Annotated in this window: 19 protein-coding genes; 7 read left to right on the top strand and 12 right to left on the bottom strand. The window is 70.5% G+C overall.

Annotation, left to right across the window (positions count from 1 at the left end):
• Positions 1-20 precede the first annotated feature (20 nt).
• From DEJ01_RS08480 to DEJ01_RS08470, 3 genes are all read right to left on the bottom strand, one after another.
• The gene (locus DEJ01_RS08480; RefSeq protein ID WP_111038112.1) at positions 21-659 is read right to left on the bottom strand and encodes a TlpA disulfide reductase family protein; all 639 of its coding nucleotides are present in this window, start codon (positions 657-659) and stop codon (positions 21-23) included.
• Positions 656-1,312 (bottom strand): histidine phosphatase family protein, encoded by a 657-nt coding sequence (locus DEJ01_RS08475; protein ID WP_111038113.1) that lies wholly within the window; start codon positions 1,310-1,312, stop codon positions 656-658. Before DEJ01_RS08475 ends, DEJ01_RS08480 begins: the two co-directional genes overlap by 4 nt.
• A gap of 67 nt (positions 1,313-1,379) precedes the next feature.
• Positions 1,380-2,873: a SulP family inorganic anion transporter gene (locus DEJ01_RS08470; protein WP_111029374.1), complete on the bottom strand. Its 1,494-nt coding sequence runs from the start codon at positions 2,871-2,873 to the stop codon at positions 1,380-1,382.
• A gap of 69 nt (positions 2,874-2,942) precedes the next feature.
• Here DEJ01_RS08470 and DEJ01_RS08465 point away from each other — a divergent pair, with 69 nt between their 5' ends.
• Entirely contained in the window at positions 2,943-3,317 is a 375-nt protein-coding gene (locus DEJ01_RS08465) for a MerR family transcriptional regulator (protein WP_071406340.1), read from the top strand.
• Here DEJ01_RS08465 and DEJ01_RS08460 read toward each other — a convergent pair.
• On the bottom strand, positions 3,294-3,539 hold the full coding sequence (locus DEJ01_RS08460) for a hypothetical protein (protein WP_111233288.1): 246 nt from the start codon (positions 3,537-3,539) through the stop codon (positions 3,294-3,296). The two genes, DEJ01_RS08465 and DEJ01_RS08460, sit on opposite strands and share 24 nt — an antisense overlap.
• Positions 3,539-3,877 carry a hypothetical protein gene (locus DEJ01_RS08455; RefSeq protein WP_111092723.1) on the bottom strand — a complete coding sequence of 113 codons (339 nt, stop codon included), beginning with the start codon at positions 3,875-3,877 and terminating at the stop codon, positions 3,539-3,541. The genes DEJ01_RS08460 and DEJ01_RS08455 overlap by 1 nt, the downstream gene beginning before the upstream one ends.
• A 171-nt stretch (positions 3,878-4,048) precedes the next feature.
• On the opposite strand from DEJ01_RS08455, the gene aspS reads away from it, so the two are divergent.
• Entirely contained in the window at positions 4,049-5,389 is a 1,341-nt protein-coding gene (gene aspS / locus DEJ01_RS08450) for an aspartate--tRNA(Asn) ligase (RefSeq protein ID WP_111092722.1), read from the top strand.
• A gap of 115 nt (positions 5,390-5,504) precedes the next feature.
• On the opposite strand, the gene DEJ01_RS08445 is transcribed toward aspS, so the two are convergent.
• The 5 genes from DEJ01_RS08445 to DEJ01_RS08425 form a co-directional block, all read right to left on the bottom strand.
• Positions 5,505-5,798, bottom strand: a complete 294-nt coding sequence (locus DEJ01_RS08445; RefSeq protein ID WP_111038117.1) for a Dabb family protein — start codon at positions 5,796-5,798, stop codon at positions 5,505-5,507.
• Complete coding sequence (locus DEJ01_RS08440; protein WP_071247435.1) at positions 5,795-6,049, bottom strand: glutaredoxin family protein; 255 nt, start codon at positions 6,047-6,049, stop codon at positions 5,795-5,797. Before DEJ01_RS08440 ends, DEJ01_RS08445 begins: the two co-directional genes overlap by 4 nt.
• A gap of 87 nt (positions 6,050-6,136) precedes the next feature.
• Positions 6,137-6,235, bottom strand: a complete 99-nt coding sequence (locus DEJ01_RS08435; protein ID WP_003792170.1) for a 30S ribosomal protein bS22 — start codon at positions 6,233-6,235, stop codon at positions 6,137-6,139.
• A 109-nt stretch (positions 6,236-6,344) separates the two neighbouring features.
• Positions 6,345-6,539: a helix-turn-helix domain-containing protein gene (locus DEJ01_RS08430; protein ID WP_017888579.1), complete on the bottom strand. Its 195-nt coding sequence runs from the start codon at positions 6,537-6,539 to the stop codon at positions 6,345-6,347.
• 157 nt (positions 6,540-6,696) lie between these two features.
• On the bottom strand, positions 6,697-7,212 hold the full coding sequence (locus tag DEJ01_RS08425; protein WP_051596885.1) for a helix-turn-helix transcriptional regulator: 516 nt from the start codon (positions 7,210-7,212) through the stop codon (positions 6,697-6,699).
• 74 nt (positions 7,213-7,286) lie between these two features.
• Between DEJ01_RS08425 and DEJ01_RS08420 the strand changes: the two genes are divergently transcribed.
• Positions 7,287-8,720 (top strand): TrkH family potassium uptake protein, encoded by a 1,434-nt coding sequence (locus DEJ01_RS08420; protein WP_071406293.1) that lies wholly within the window; start codon positions 7,287-7,289, stop codon positions 8,718-8,720.
• Positions 8,713-9,408 (top strand): TrkA family potassium uptake protein, encoded by a 696-nt coding sequence (locus DEJ01_RS08415; RefSeq protein WP_217499818.1) that lies wholly within the window; start codon positions 8,713-8,715, stop codon positions 9,406-9,408. The genes DEJ01_RS08420 and DEJ01_RS08415 overlap by 8 nt, the downstream gene beginning before the upstream one ends.
• A 69-nt stretch (positions 9,409-9,477) precedes the next feature.
• Here DEJ01_RS08415 and proC read toward each other — a convergent pair whose 3' ends face one another.
• Positions 9,478-10,308, bottom strand: a complete 831-nt coding sequence (gene proC, locus DEJ01_RS08410) for a pyrroline-5-carboxylate reductase (protein WP_111092721.1) — start codon at positions 10,306-10,308, stop codon at positions 9,478-9,480.
• A 64-nt stretch (positions 10,309-10,372) separates the two neighbouring features.
• Here proC and DEJ01_RS08405 point away from each other — a divergent pair, with 64 nt between their 5' ends.
• Positions 10,373-11,329, top strand: coding sequence for a cation diffusion facilitator family transporter (locus DEJ01_RS08405; protein WP_111092720.1), 957 nt, complete (start codon positions 10,373-10,375; stop codon positions 11,327-11,329).
• Here DEJ01_RS08405 and DEJ01_RS08400 read toward each other — a convergent pair.
• Positions 11,310-11,744 (bottom strand): nucleoside deaminase, encoded by a 435-nt coding sequence (locus DEJ01_RS08400; RefSeq protein ID WP_071247896.1) that lies wholly within the window; start codon positions 11,742-11,744, stop codon positions 11,310-11,312. The genes DEJ01_RS08405 and DEJ01_RS08400 overlap by 20 nt on opposite strands.
• Before the next feature lie 76 nt (positions 11,745-11,820).
• Between DEJ01_RS08400 and upp the strand changes: the two genes are divergently transcribed.
• Together upp and DEJ01_RS08390 are read left to right on the top strand one after the other, a co-directional pair.
• Positions 11,821-12,456 (top strand): uracil phosphoribosyltransferase, encoded by a 636-nt coding sequence (upp, locus tag DEJ01_RS08395; protein ID WP_071406290.1) that lies wholly within the window; start codon positions 11,821-11,823, stop codon positions 12,454-12,456.
• Between the two features lie 700 nt (positions 12,457-13,156).
• On the top strand, positions 13,157-13,924 hold the full coding sequence (locus DEJ01_RS08390) for a winged helix-turn-helix domain-containing protein (protein ID WP_111092719.1): 768 nt from the start codon (positions 13,157-13,159) through the stop codon (positions 13,922-13,924).
• The last annotated feature ends 36 nt before the right edge of the window (positions 13,925-13,960 follow it).

Raw genomic sequence — 13,960 nt, 5'->3', positions numbered from 1 at the left:
AAGGGGTTGGAGGTCACGGGTCAGGAGGCCTTGCCGGCGTCGAGCTCGTCGCTGACCAGGGTCTGCAGGATGCTCGTGCCGTCGATCGCGCCGAGGACCCGGGCGGCCACGCGACCCTTGGTGTCGAGGACGATCGTGGCCGGCACCGCGTTCGGTGCGATCTGCCCGGACATCGCGAGCTGCATCGTGCCCGTGCGCTGGTCGAGGACCGTCGGGTACTGCACGTCGAAGGTGCGCTCGAAGGCGGCCGCGGTCGCTGCTTCGTCGCGGACGTTGACACCGACGAACGCGACGTCGTCGGCGTCGGCGTACTCGTCGTGCACCTGGTTGAGGTACTTCGCCTCGGCACGGCACGGGGGGCAGCTGGCGTACCAGAAGTTCAGGACGACGACCTTGCCGCGGAGGTCCTTCGACGAGACCGTGTCACCGTTCGAGTCCTCGGCCCGGAAGGTGACCGGGTCGGTGCGGTCCTTCGCGGAGACCTCGGTCACGGCACCGTCACCGGAGATGTAGTTCTGCGTCGTGCCGTTGCCGTACTGCTTCGCGATGCCGCCGCTGTCCGACGAGCAGCCGGACAGGACGAGCACGGCGGCGACGGCCGTCGCTGCGAGGACCGCGAACCGCTTGCTGATGACGCGCGCACGCTTCGTGCTGTTCACACTGCTCCTTCGTCGACGGCGGTCGCGCGCAGTTCCTGCGCGGGGTCCGCGTACCCGACCTCGGTGAACCGACCGGTCGACGTGGCGGGCACACGTTCGACGGTGGTGATGCTCGACAGGTCACAGCGGCGCTTGCGCGGGTCGTGCCACAGGGGCTCCCCCGCGAGCTTCCGGTGGACCATCCAGATCGGCAGCTGGTGGCTGACCAGGACGACGTCGCCCTCGTCCACGCTCTCCCACGCCGTGGTCATCGCCGCGAGCATGCGGTTGGCGATCGACTCGTACGCCTCGCCCCAGCTGGGACGCAGCGGGTTCGCGATCCACGGCCACTCCGCCGGGCGGCCGAGCGAGCGCTTCGTGAACCCGGGGGGCTGCCCCTCGTAGCGGTTCGTCGGTTCGATCAGGCGCTCGTCGAGCGTCACGTCGAGCCCGTAGGCGGCCGACCAGGGTGCGGCGGACTCCTGCGTGCGCTGCAGCGGGGACGCGACGATCCGACGCACGTCGACGCCGGCGTCCTTCCAGGCGGTCGCGGAGGCCTGCGCCATCCGCGTGCCGAGGTCACTCAGCCCGAAGCCCGGGAGCCGGCCGTAGAGGACGCGGCCCGGGTTGTGCACCTCTCCGTGCCGGACGAGGTGGAGACGGGTCGCGGGCATGGGTTCCAGTGTAGGTCGCCCGCGGTTCCCACCGCCCCCTCAGGTGATTCACCGGATGCGGAAGCACTCAGCCGCCGAGCTCACCGGAGAGCCGCCCGTGCAGCGCGATCGACCCCGTGTCGAGGTTCACCACCTCGACGGTCGACCCGTGCTTCGCGAACCGCTGTTCGACCCCGTCGAGCGCCGCGACCGTGGACGCGTCGAACACGTGGGCGTCGGCCAGGTCGATGATCACGTGTTCCGGGTCCTCGGCGTACGAGAACCGTGTGACGAGGTCGTTCGACGAGGCGAAGAACAACGCCCCGCGGACCCGGTACCGCACGGTGCGGTCGTCGACCGGCTCGCGCACCACGGTCACCACGTGCGCCACCCGTCGGGCGAAGACCAGGGCCGCCACGACCACACCGACGAGCACCCCGGTCGCGAGGTTCTCGGTCACGACGACCACCACGACGGTGACGAGCATGACCGCGGTCTCGCCGAGCGGCATCCGTCGGAGGGTGCGCGGTCGGATGCTGTGCCAGTCGAAGGTCGCGACGCAGACCATGAGCATGACCGCCGTCAGTGCCGCCATCGGGATCTGGGCCACGAGGTCGTGGAGCACGATCGTCAGGACCAGCACCGAGACCCCGGCCGCGAAGGTCGAGACGCGGGTCCGGGCACCCGCGGTCTTCACGTTGATCACCGTCTGGCCGATCATCGCGCAGCCGCCGGTCCCACCGAAGAAGGCGGACGCGATGTTCGCGACGCCCTGACCCCACGACTCGCGCCACTTGCTCGAGCCCGTCTCCGTGATGGAGTCGACGAGCTGCGCGGTGAGCAGGGTCTCGATCAGCCCGACGATCGCGACACCGAACGCGTACGGGGCGATGATCTGCAGCGTCTCGAACGTGAACGGCGTCGTGATGCCGCCGAAGCCCGGGAGCGCCGTCGGCAGTTCGCCCTCGTCGCCGACCGTCGGCACGGCGACGCTGAACACCATCGTGATGCCGGTGACGACGACGACCGCGATGAGCGGTGCGGGGATCGCCTTCGTGAGGAACGGGAAGCCGACGATGATCGCGATGCCGAGCGCCGTCAGCGGCCAGACGATGAACGGCACGTCGTCGCCGAGCAGGTTCGGCAGCTGGGCGGTGAAGATGAGGATGGCCAGGGCGTTCACGAACGCGACGTTGACGCTGCGCGGGATGAAGCGCATCAGCCGTGCCACCCCGAGGAACCCGAGCACGAGCTGGAACACGCCGCCCAGGACGATCGCGGGCACCAGGTACTCGATCCCGTGCTCCCGGACGAGCGGGGCGATGACGAGCGCCACCGAGCCGGCTGCGGCGGAGATCATCGCGGGGCGACCGCCGACGATCGAGATCACGATCGCGATGACGACGCTCGAGAACAGGCCGACCGCGGGATCGACCCCGGCGACGACGGAGAACGAGATCGCCTCGGGGATGAGGGCCAGCGCGGTGACGATGCCGGCCAGGACCTCTCGGGTGAGCATGCGGGGCGAGCGGAGGGCGGCGAGGACGCTCGGGGCCGTCGGCGCGTGTGTGATCACGGACATCGATCGGAACTCTACCCTCACGTGAGGGTAGAGTCGTACGCCGTGAGCACCAGCGACGCCCCCGACACGATGCACATCGGCGAGCTCGCCGACCGCGCCGGCATGTCCCTGCGCACGATCCGGCACTACGACGAGGTCGGGCTGCTCGTGCCGAGCGGCCGCACCACCGGCGGCTTCCGGGTCTACACGGCGCAGGACCTCGAACGGTTGCTCGTGATCCGCCGGATGAAGCCGCTCGGGTTCACGCTCGACGAGATGGCCGAGCTGCTCCGCGTAGTCGACGCCCTCGCGACGAAGGACCCCGATGACGAACCAGCGCTGGCAGCCCGCCTCGACGCGTACCTCGAGGACGCCCGTGCCCGGCACGCCAAGCTCGTCGAGCGGGCCGGCATGGCCGAGGAGTTCATCGGCACGCTCGGATCACTCCGCGCGTCGCTCCCCTGATGTCGCGGTGTCCTCGGCGAGCACCCTGGCGCGCATGCGCTGCCGCTCGAGTTCGAGCTTGAGCTCCCCCTCTTCCACGTGGAGCTGCCAGTCGATCGCCCCACGTTGCGCCCAGTCCCACATGCTCTCGCCGGGCGCAGGACCGATGTACGGCCGCTCCGCGGGAACCGTGTCTTCCTTCCGCACCAGCTCTCGCCAGGCACGGCGCAGACGAGTCGTCATCACTGTCTCCTCTTCTCGATGAACAGTTCCGCCAACACCCTTGCAGCGGGTTCTTCTCCGGCAGGCACTTTCTGCATGTCGTACATCGCCTGCGCCAGGTTCCGGCCGATCTCGCGACGCCCGACCTCCGCCGCGGTGATCAGGTCGACCACCCAGACGAATCGTGACCAAGCCCGGTCGCGCTGTTCACGCGCGACGTCCCGCCGCCACCGGATGACCGCCCACAGCCCACCGACGACCGCCACGAGCAGCGTGAACGCCGCCGTGCAGAGCGCAGCCACCACCACCGCAACCGCCGCAGGCGGCCAGGCCGCGAGCTCCCCCGTCTCCGTCCCCACCCGGTCCCCCTCTCGTCCCGCGACCCGGCCACGTCGAGAACGCTACGGAGTCCACGCACGCCGCCACAGGCCTCCCGACCATCGGTGGAGAACGCCGGACGCAGGCGGCCCTGTGGAGGGAAGAACCCTGCCGCCCACGCCCCCGGACGCAGGCGGTTAGACTCGACCACCGTGATCGAACGCACCCGCATCGCCGACCTGGCAGCCCTCCCCGACGGTCCCGTCTCCGTGGCCGGATGGGTCGAGACCGTCCGAGACCAGAAGAAGGTGCAGTTCGTCGTGCTGCGCGACGAGACCGGCGCCGTCCAGCTCGTGAACCCGGCGACGCGCGAGGCCGAGGACGGCGACGACGCCGCACAGTCCGCCCTCGCGACCACCAACGAGATCTCCGGCCTGGCGCACGGCACCTTCGTGCACGTCACCGGCACGCTGAAGCACGACGAGCGCGTGAAGCTCGGCGGGCTCGAGGTCAAGATCGGTGCGCTGCAGGTGGTGAGCGCCGCGATCCCGGAGACCCCGATCGCCGACGACTCGTCGCTCGACAAGCGCCTCGACTGGCGCTTCCTCGACCTGCGCAACCGCAAGCAGAACCTGATCTTCCGCATCCAGACGACGCTGGAGCACGCGTTCCGCACGTACTGGATCGACCGCGACTACATCGAGATCCACACCCCGAAGCTCATGGCGTCGGCGTCCGAGTCGCGCGCCGAGCTGTTCCAGCTCGAGTACTTCGAGACGACCGCCTACCTGGCCCAGTCGCCGCAGAACTTCAAGCAGATGGCGCAGCCGGCCGGCTTCGGTGCCGTGTTCGAGATCGCGGACGCCTTCCGCGCCGACCCGTCCTTCACGAGCCGCCACGCCACCGAGTTCACCAGCGTCGACGCCGAGTTCTCGTGGATCGAGTCCCACGAGGACGTCATGGCGATGCACGAAGAGGTCCTGGTCGCCGGCATCACCGCCGTCAAGGAGAAGTACGGCAAGGACATCGACGAGGTCTTCGGCTTCGAGCTGCAGGTCCCCGCGACGCCGTTCCCCCGCGTGACCCTGGCCGACGCGCGCAAGATCGTCGCCGACAGCGGCTACGACGTCGTCCGCGCCGACGGTGACCTGGACCCCGAGGGCGAGCGCCGCGTCGCCGCCTGGGCGAAGGAGCACCACGGCTCCGAGTTCGTGTTCGTCACGGAGTACGACGCCTCGATCCGGCCGTACTACCACATGCGGAAGCCCGGCGACCCGTCGGTCACCAACAGCTACGACCTCATCTTCAACGGCGCCGAGATCTCCACGGGTGCACAGCGTGAGCACCGCGTCGACGTGCTCGAGGCGCAGGCAGTCGAGAAGGGTCTCGACCCGGAGGAGCTCGGCTGGTACCTCGACTTCTTCCGCTACGGCGTCCCGCCGCACGGCGGCTTCGGCATGGGCCTCGCACGCGTGCTGATGCTGATGCTCGGTGAGCCGTCGATCCGCGAGGTCACCTACCTGTTCCGTGGCCCGACGCGCCTGACCCCGTAGTCACCAGCGAGTGAGCAGAAAAGGTCGCCTCCGGAAATCGGAGGCGACCTTTTCTGCTCACTGGACGCACGCAGCGCACGCAGCGCACGCAGCGCCGCGGGACGGGAGGCTCGGCTCAGCTCTGCCAGTCGATGGCGGCCCGCGCCGTGACCAGTTCGCGGATCTCCGCTGCCGCGGCCTGGTGCTCCGGGTGCACCTGGTACGCGTCGAGTCCGGCGAGGTCGTCGAAGCTGGCGACCACGGCGACGTCGTGGTTCTTGTCCGGGTAGGCGACGTTCTCGACGACCTCGAGCGAGCGGATCGACTCGACGGTGCCGACCAGACCGGTCAGGAGTTCGCGGATGCGGGCGATCGACGCGGTGCGGTCGAGGTCGGTCCGCAGGGACCAGGAGACGACGTGGGAGATCATGCGCGGGCCTCGGCCTTCTCGAGCGCACGTGCGAGCCGGTCGGCGTCGACGTGCCAGTTGCTGTGGACGCGCCCGTCGATCAGCACGACGGGGATGTCCTCCGCGTACTCCTGGCGGAGGGCGTCGTCGTCGAGGATCGAGCGTTCCTGCAGGGTGACCCCCGGGTGGTCGGCGACGACGCGTTCGACCACGGGTCGGGCGTCGTCGCAGAGGTGGCATCCGGGCTTCGTCAGGAACGTCACTGCGGGCATGGTCCCAGCGTAGTCCGGGAACGCGAAAGCCCCGGCGAACCGGGGCTTCTCGTGCAGGTCCTCCGACCTGCGCAGACCTGTGAGGGTCTACTTCTTGTTGCGTCGCTGGTGACGCGTCTTGCGAAGGAGCTTGCGGTGCTTCTTCTTCGCCATGCGCTTACGACGCTTCTTGATGACAGAACCCATGTGGACCTCGCTCGGACTGATGCTGATGTACGGACACCGGGCCGAAGAGACCGCGGAAAATCAACCTGCCCGAGTCTACCGGCTGCCCGCTGGGATGTCGAACGCGCGCTCAGCCGACGTCCGCCACGCCACCGCGCAGCACGTCGGCGACGGCTGACTCGGGGACGCGGAAGGAACGGCCGAAGCGGATGGCGGGGAGCTCACCGGCGTGCACCATCCGGTACACGGTCATCTTCGAGACGCGCATCATCTCGGCGACCTCAGCGACGGTGAGGAAGCGCACGTCGTCGAAACTGCCGGTCATGGTCCGCCTTCGGGGCTCGCACGCGCGCTGCGCACGGGAGTGGTGTGACCTGTGTGGTCAGTGGCAACTGTAGAGGCGTGTGCGACCCGGTGTCCAGGATCAGTCCGCGCCGCGTGTACCGGCGCCGCCCCGTGCTCGGAAGCCCGAGCGGCGGGGCTCAGTCCTCGTCGCCCCGGCGGGTGAAGCGCTTGCGGCTGCGGTCGACGACGCGCTCCCAGCCCTGCTGCGCGCCGGAGATCGCCGCGGTCGCCCGGTACGACGCCTCGGCCATCACACGACCGAGCTCGGTGCCCACCTCCACCGTCGCCTTGCCGGCCGTGCCGTTCCGGCGGATCGACACCGGCTGGCCGTCCGGCGTCCACGCGGTGGTGGCCGGGGTGCCGTCGGCGTCGACCGCGCCCGTGAACGGCAGGACCCAGTCCTCGAGGTGCACGAGCGGCTCCGGGTCGAGCCGGTAGTAGCGGTGCTGCCCCTCTTCGCGACTGGTGACGAGCCCGATGTCGCGCAGGACGCGCAGGTGCTTCGACACCGTGGGCTGGCTGACCCCGAGGCGTTCGACGAGCTGGCCGACGCTGAGCTCCCCGCCGGTGACGTCCGAACCGTAGGCGGACAACAGCGTGCCGAGCAGCTCGCGCCGGGTCGGGTCCGCCACGACGGAGAAGATGTCGGCCATGGGGCAAGGCTAGCCGGGGCACCACGGACGTACCATGACGAACCGTCCCGGCCCATGTCCTCGGAGGCATACGCATGCTCGACCGAACCGAGCCGATCCCGCACCACGTGAGTGTCGGCCGACGGCGAGCGAGCCGGATCGCGACGGTGCTGCGCTCGTCGCCGTCCCGACTGGCGATCGTCGTGTTCATCGCGCTGATCTTCCTGTTCACGGTGCTCTTCATGACGCCGTGGGCCACCGCGGACCGCAGCAGCACCCACTTCGCGGACGCCCTGTTCACCGCGGCGTCGGTGGTCTGCGTCACCGGGCTGTCCACGGTCGACATGGCGACGCACTGGTCGGTGTTCGGCAAGGTCCTGGTGGTCATCGGCACCCAGATCGGCGCCGTCGGTGTCCTGACCTTCGCGTCGATCCTCGGCCTGTTCGTCACCCGCAAGCTCGGCCTGCGCGCCAAGCTCATGGCGGCCGGCGACTCGAACCCGCTCCGCACCCACCACGGCGCGGTGCCCGAGGGGCAGGCCGTCCGGCTCGGCGAGGTCGGCACCCTGCTCGCGACCGTGGCGGTGAGCACGCTGTCGATCGAGATCGTCCTCGGTCTGCTGCTCCTGCCGTCGGTGCTCATCGCCGGCATCCCGTTCTGGACCGCGGTCGGCGACTCCTTCTACTACGCGGCGATGGCCTTCACGAACACCGGGTTCTCACCGAACGCCGACGGCCTCGACCCGTTCGCCCACGACTACTGGTTCCTGACGCTGCTGATGATCGGTGTCGTGGCGGGGTCCATCGGGTTCCCGGTGATCCGTGCCCTGACGAAGCAGCTGCGCACCCCGCGGCGCTGGCCGATCCACGTCAAGCTCACCCTGGCGACGAGCGCGATCCTGCTCCTCGGCGGTGCGGTCGTCTACACCGCCCTCGAGGCGTCGAACCCGACGACCTTCGGCGAAGAAGGAGCCGGGCGCACCGCGTTCCAGGCACTCTTCCTGTCGACGATGACCCGCTCGGGAGGCTTCTCGCTCGTCGACTTCGACCAGCTCAACGGCTCGAGCCTGCTCGTCACGGACATGCTCATGTTCATCGGTGGCGGATCCGCCTCGACGGCCGGCGGCATCAAGGTGACGACCCTCGCGGTGCTGTTCCTGGCCGCGGTCGCTGAGGCCCGCGGTCGCCAGAGCATGGAGGCCTTCGGTCGCCGGATCCCGAGCGACGTCCTGCGGGTCGCCGTGGCCATCGTGCTCTGGGGAGCGACGATCGTGGCCGTCGCGACCGTGGTGCTCCTGCAGATCACCGACGACTCGCTCGACCGGGTGCTGTTCGAGGTGATCTCGGCCTTCTCGACCAGTGGGCTGTCCTCCGGCGTGTCCGCGGACCTGCCGGAACCGGGCAAGTACGTGCTCGCCGCCACCATGTTCCTCGGCCGGGTCGGTACAGTGACCATCGCCGCTGCCCTGGCCGCCAGCCAGAGCCGGCAACTGTTCCGCCGTCCCGAGGAGAGGCCGATCGTTGGCTGACCGCACCCGTTCGTCGCACCAGCACGGTGCCATCAGTCACGACGCCCCCGTCCTGGTCATCGGGCTCGGGCGCTTCGGGGCCGCCACCGCCGGCCAGCTCGAGCGCCAGGACCGCGAGGTGCTCGTCGTCGACACCGACGCCGGACTGGTGCAGAAGTGGTCCGACCGGGTCACCCACGCGGTGCAGGCGGACGCGACCGACATCGACGCGCTCCGGCAGATCGGCGCGCAGGACTTCGCCATCGCCGTCGTCGGCACGGGCAGCGACCTGGAGTCGAGCGTGCTCATCACGGCGAACCTGGTCGACCTCGGCGTCCCCCAGATCTGGGCGAAGGCGATCAGCCGCTCGCACGGCACGATCCTGTCCCGCATCGGCGCCAACCACGTCGTCTACCCCGAGCGCGAGGCCGGCGAGCGCACGGCGCACCTGGTCTCCGGCCGGATGCTCGACTTCATCGAGTTCGACGACGACTTCGCCGTGGTCAAGATGTTCCCGCCGCGCGCGGTCCGCGGCAAGGACCTCGCCACCACCGTGATCCGCACCCGCTTCGGCCTGACCGTGCTCGGCATCAAGCCGCCCGGCAGCCCGTTCGTGCCGGCGACGCCGGACAGCGTCATCGGTGAGGACGACGTCATCATCGTCTCGGGTTCCGAGACCGACCTGGAGCGCTTCGCCGCGTACGAGTAACGACCACCGGACGGACGGGAGGCCCGTGGCGGCGTCGCCACGGGCCTCCCGTCCGCACAGCGGTTGCGTCTACGACGCGGCGATCTCCTCGGCACGCGCGATCGCGGCACGCGACGCGCGCAGCAGCGTGTCCGCCAGGTCGGCGTCCTGCAGCACCGCGACGGCCCGCTCCGTCGTGCCCTTCGGGCTCGTCACCGCGCGGCGCAGGTCGGCGGGCTCACGGCCCGACCGCTCGAGCAGCTCGACGGCGCCGCGGACGGTGCCCTGCACCATCGTCGCCGCCTGCTCGTGGGTGAACCCGAGCTCCTCGGCGGCACGCTGCCACTGCTCGACCAGCAGGAAGACGTAGGCGGGACCGGAACCGGACACGGCGGACAGCGCGTCGAGCTGCGACTCCGGCACCTCGATGACCTCGCCCGAGGCGGTGAACACCGACGACGCCAGTGCGACGGCCTCGGCGTCGGCCGAGGTGCCCGCGCTGATGCCGGTGACGCCGTGGCCGACGCCGATCGGGGTGTTCGGCAGGGCACGGACGACGCGGACGCCGGCGGGGACCCGTGCCTCCATGCTCGCGGTGGTGGTGCCGACGGCGACGCTGACCAGGACGGCGCCGGGCTCCAGGTCGTCGGCGACCTCGTCGAGCAGGTCCGCGATCATGTACGGCTTCACGCCGACCACGACGAGGGCCGCACCACGGACGGCCGACCGGTTGGCGTCGGGGTCGGTGTCGCTCGCGGTGGCGTCGAGACCGCGCTCCCGGTGGGCAGCAGCGGACGCCTCGGACTTCGTGGTGAGGGTCACGGTGGCCGGGTCGAGTCCCGCGGCGAGCAGGCCGTCGAGGACCGCGCCGGACATGGAGCCGACGCCGAGCAGGGCGGTGCGGGGCAGGTCGATCGTCATGCTCCCGACCCTACCGACGCCACCCGCCTAGGATCGTGTCGCAGACCACGAGAAGGGGACAGCTGTGAGCGCTTCCGGAGGCACGAAGGCGATCTTCGCCGCACTCGGTGCCAACATCGGCATCGCGATCGTGAAGTTCATCGCGGCGGCGATCAGCGGATCGGCGTCGATGCTGGCCGAGGGCGTGCACTCCCTGGCCGACTCCGCGAACCAGCTCCTCCTGCTGCTCGGTGGCCGGAAGGCCCGGCGAGCGGCGGACCAGGAACACCCGTTCGGCTACGGGCGTGAACGCTACGTCTACGCGTTCGTCGTCTCCATCATCCTGTTCTCGGTCGGCGGTGTGTTCTCGCTCTACGAGGGCATCGAGAAGCTCGCCCACCCGCACCCGCTCGAGAACCGGTGGCTCCCCCTGGTGGTGCTCGTCATCGCCATCGGGCTCGAGGGCTTCTCGCTCCGCACCGCCCTGCACGAGGCCCGACCGCAGAAGGGCTCGCAGAGCTGGGTGCAGTTCGTCCGCCGTGCGAAGGCCCCCGAGCTGCCCGTCGTGATGCTCGAGGACACCGCGGCGCTGCTCGGCCTGGTCTTCGCCCTGTTCGGCGTGGGTCTGACCGCGATCACCGGCAACGGGGTGTTCGATGCGATCGGCACCATGCTCATCGCGGCGCTGCTCATCGCGGTCGCCGTGGTGCTCGGCATCGAGACGAAGAGCCTGCTCGTCGGCGAGGGCGCGACCGCCGCCGACGTCGAGCGCATCAAGCAGGCGGTGCTCGACGGCCCCGAGGTCGACGCGATCATCCACCTGAAGACCCTGTACCTCGGGCCGGACGAGCTGATGGTCGGCGTGAAGGTCGCCGTCGACGGGGACCGCCGACTCGGTGACGTCGCCGCCGGCATCGACACCGTCGAGCAGCGGGTCCGGAGCGCCGTGCCGATCGCCCGGGTGATCTACGTCGAACCGGACGTGCTGCGCACCGGGCCGCAGCCGCCGACCGAAGCGATCGTCATCCTCGCCGCGGACTGAAGAAGTCGTCGAGCAGCTCGGCACACGCCTGCTCGAGCACGCCCCCGATGACCTCGGAGCGGTGCGGCAGCCGGCGGTCCCTGGCGATGTCGTAGACGCTGCCGCTGGCGCCCGCCTTCGGGTCCCACGCGCCGAACACGACCCGGGGCACCCGTGCGGCCATGACGGCGCCGGCGCACATCGGGCAGGGCTCGAGCGTCACCACGAGCGTGTGCTCCTCGAGGTGCCAGTCCCCCGTCACCGCCGCTGCAGCACGCAGCGCGAGGACCTCGGCGTGGGCCGTCGGGTCCTGTCGTGCCTCGCGCTCGTTGCGGCCGGTGGCGACCACGACGCCGTCGCGGTCGAGCACCACCGCGCCGACCGGGACGTCGTCGGTCTCCAGGCACCGTCGAGCCTCGTCGAGCGCGCGCTCCATCGCCGGGACGAACGGGCGGGCTGCGGGCTCCTCCACGGGACCTCCTGACGGTCGACGGCACGCTAGGCTCGACCCTATGCGAGTCCACGTCGCCGACCACCCGCTCATCACCCACAAGCTCTCGGTGCTCCGCGACCGTACGACACCCTCCCCCACGTTCCGCGCCCTGACCGAGGAGCTCGTCACGCTCCTCGCGTACGAGGCCACGCGGGGCGTCCGGGTCACGGCGACGCCGATCGACACGCCGGTGGCGCACACCATGGGCGTCGCGATCGCCAAGCCGCGGCCGCTCGTCGTCCCGATCCTCCGCGCCGGGCTCGGCATGCTCGAGGGCATGGTCAAGCTCGTGCCGACGGCCGAGGTCGGCTTCCTCGGCATGGCCCGCAACGAGGAGACGCTCGAGCCGCAGACCTACGCCGAGCGCCTGCCCGACGACCTGTCCGGGCGGCAGTGCTTCGTGCTCGACCCGATGCTCGCCACCGGTGGCACCCTCGCCGCCGCGATCGACTTCCTGTTCGCCCGCGGTGCGCAGGAGATCACGTGCGTGTGCATCCTCGGTGCCCCCGAGGGGCTCGCCATGGTCGAGCAGGCCGTCGGCGACCGCAACGTCTCGATCGTCCTCGGTGCGCTCGACGAGAAGCTCGACGAGAACGGGTACATCGTCCCGGGCCTCGGCGACGCCGGCGACCGGCTCTACGGCCTGGCCGAGTAGCGCAGACCCGCCACTTCTCGGACTGGAGGCGCGGTGCCAGCTGGCACCGCGCCTCCTGTCGTCCGTGCGGTCGCGCCCACCGCACCCGCCCGTTCCGGGCGTACCCGGTCGATCCGGGCGTACCCGGTCGATTCGGGCGTACCAGGTCGATTCGGGCGTACCAGGTCGGTTCGGGCGTACCCGGTCGGTTCTTTCCACCCGGTACGCCCGATTCCACTTTCCATCGCGGGCGCAATGGGAAAGAACGGGCGTGGCGCTCGACGTCCGTGCGGTCGCGCCACCGCACCGTCCGCGCGGACGGTTGACACCGCGTTGGTATACCGCAGATACTCGTCACATGACTGCAACCGTGTCCACCCGCGTCCTCTCCGAGGCGTGCTCCTCCGCAGGGGCAGTGGGGACCGTCGGCGCGATGATGCCGACCATGCCGGTCATGCGTTGTCGAATGTGTGCCTGATCGGCACCCGTTCCAGCCGGATCCCCCGCGACACCACCCCCGTCGCGAGCGCGTGATCCCCGGGTGACGGACACCGTCGGCGACGCGCACCACGCCACGAGGTCTGTCTCCCGTTCCCCCGGGTCGGCCCCGGTCCGCAGCAGGACCGCAGGGCACATCGGCGTACCGCCGTACCCGGGATGACGCATTCGACACCGGCCGCCGCGCCACCCGCGCACCGGCCACACCGCCCGGAGAACCACCATGTCGCTCACCATCGCCCAGCCCCGCACCGCGCTCCGCTCCGCACCGGCCCCGACCGACCTCGGCACCGTGACGCCGATCCGTCCGCGCCCGGCCTCCCCGGTGGCGACCGGACCGACCACCGTGCCGACGAGCCCCGTGGTCGCACCGCAGCGGAACCGCGCACTCCCCGAGGGCACCGAGGCCCGCGGCTTCGCCCTGTACGTCGGCATCGACGAAGCGAAGGCTGCCGCCGCCGGCACGACCCTGGCCGCGGTGGTCGAGCAGCTCAAGGCCCTCACCGCGCAGCTCGTCCCGTCGTCCGAGACGTACGCGGCCGTCGCTGTCGCCGCCGAGCACTCCGGTGGCCGGGACGTCGACGTCGTCCGGCTCGCCCTGCAGGACCGCTCCGCGGTGGCCGCCCGCAAGCAGGCCGAGAGGCCCGAGCCCGAGGAGACCGGTGTCGTCATCGACATCTCGCGGAAGCGCGTGACCCTCGACGGCGAAGCGGCACCACTGACCTACAAGGAGTTCGAGCTCCTGCAGTTCCTGGTCCTCCGCGAGGGCCAGACGGTCGACCGGTCCGCGATCATCGACGGCCTCTGGTCGGACGGCGAGGACGAGACCCCGAACGAGCGCACCATCGACGTGCACGTGCGTCGGCTCCGCTCCAAGCTCGGCGCGTTCGAGGAGATCGTCCGCACCGTGCGCGGCGTCGGCTACCGCTTCGACCGGCACGCTGACGTCGCCGTGCGGTACGCGTCGACCCCGTCGCCCGACCTCTTCTGAGCCTGATCGGCTGCTCTTGGTGAACTCGCAGCGAAC

Origin of the sequence: Curtobacterium sp. MCLR17_040, assembly GCF_003234735.1 — a bacterium.
Classification (GTDB): domain Bacteria; phylum Actinomycetota; class Actinomycetes; order Actinomycetales; family Microbacteriaceae; genus Curtobacterium; species Curtobacterium flaccumfaciens.
This window is presented reverse-complemented; position numbering and strand designations above follow the sequence as displayed.

What these genes read in the sequence shown, in the direction of transcription:
- DEJ01_RS08475 (WP_111038113.1), bottom strand. Translation starts at nt 1,312, where the DNA reads ATGCCCGCGACCCGTCTCCACCTCGTCCGGCACGGAGAGGTGCACAAC.
- DEJ01_RS08470 (WP_111029374.1), bottom strand. Translation starts at nt 2,873, where the DNA reads ATGTCCGTGATCACACACGCGCCGACGGCCCCGAGCGTCCTCGCCGCC.
- DEJ01_RS08465 (WP_071406340.1), top strand. Translation starts at nt 2,943, where the DNA reads ATGCACATCGGCGAGCTCGCCGACCGCGCCGGCATGTCCCTGCGCACG.
- DEJ01_RS08460 (WP_111233288.1), bottom strand. Translation starts at nt 3,539, where the DNA reads ATGACGACTCGTCTGCGCCGTGCCTGGCGAGAGCTGGTGCGGAAGGAA.
- DEJ01_RS08445 (WP_111038117.1), bottom strand. Translation starts at nt 5,798, where the DNA reads ATGATCTCCCACGTCGTCTCCTGGTCCCTGCGGACCGACCTCGACCGC.
- DEJ01_RS08440 (WP_071247435.1), bottom strand. Translation starts at nt 6,049, where the DNA reads ATGCCCGCAGTGACGTTCCTGACGAAGCCCGGATGCCACCTCTGCGAC.
- DEJ01_RS08435 (WP_003792170.1), bottom strand. Translation starts at nt 6,235, where the DNA reads ATGGGTTCTGTCATCAAGAAGCGTCGTAAGCGCATGGCGAAGAAGAAG.
- DEJ01_RS08430 (WP_017888579.1), bottom strand. Translation starts at nt 6,539, where the DNA reads ATGACCGGCAGTTTCGACGACGTGCGCTTCCTCACCGTCGCTGAGGTC.
- DEJ01_RS08425 (WP_051596885.1), bottom strand. Translation starts at nt 7,212, where the DNA reads ATGGCCGACATCTTCTCCGTCGTGGCGGACCCGACCCGGCGCGAGCTG.
- DEJ01_RS08420 (WP_071406293.1), top strand. Translation starts at nt 7,287, where the DNA reads ATGCTCGACCGAACCGAGCCGATCCCGCACCACGTGAGTGTCGGCCGA.
- proC (WP_111092721.1), bottom strand. Translation starts at nt 10,308, where the DNA reads ATGACGATCGACCTGCCCCGCACCGCCCTGCTCGGCGTCGGCTCCATG.
- DEJ01_RS08400 (WP_071247896.1), bottom strand. Translation starts at nt 11,744, where the DNA reads ATGGAGCGCGCGCTCGACGAGGCTCGACGGTGCCTGGAGACCGACGAC.
- upp (WP_071406290.1), top strand. Translation starts at nt 11,821, where the DNA reads ATGCGAGTCCACGTCGCCGACCACCCGCTCATCACCCACAAGCTCTCG.
- DEJ01_RS08390 (WP_111092719.1), top strand. Translation starts at nt 13,157, where the DNA reads ATGTCGCTCACCATCGCCCAGCCCCGCACCGCGCTCCGCTCCGCACCG.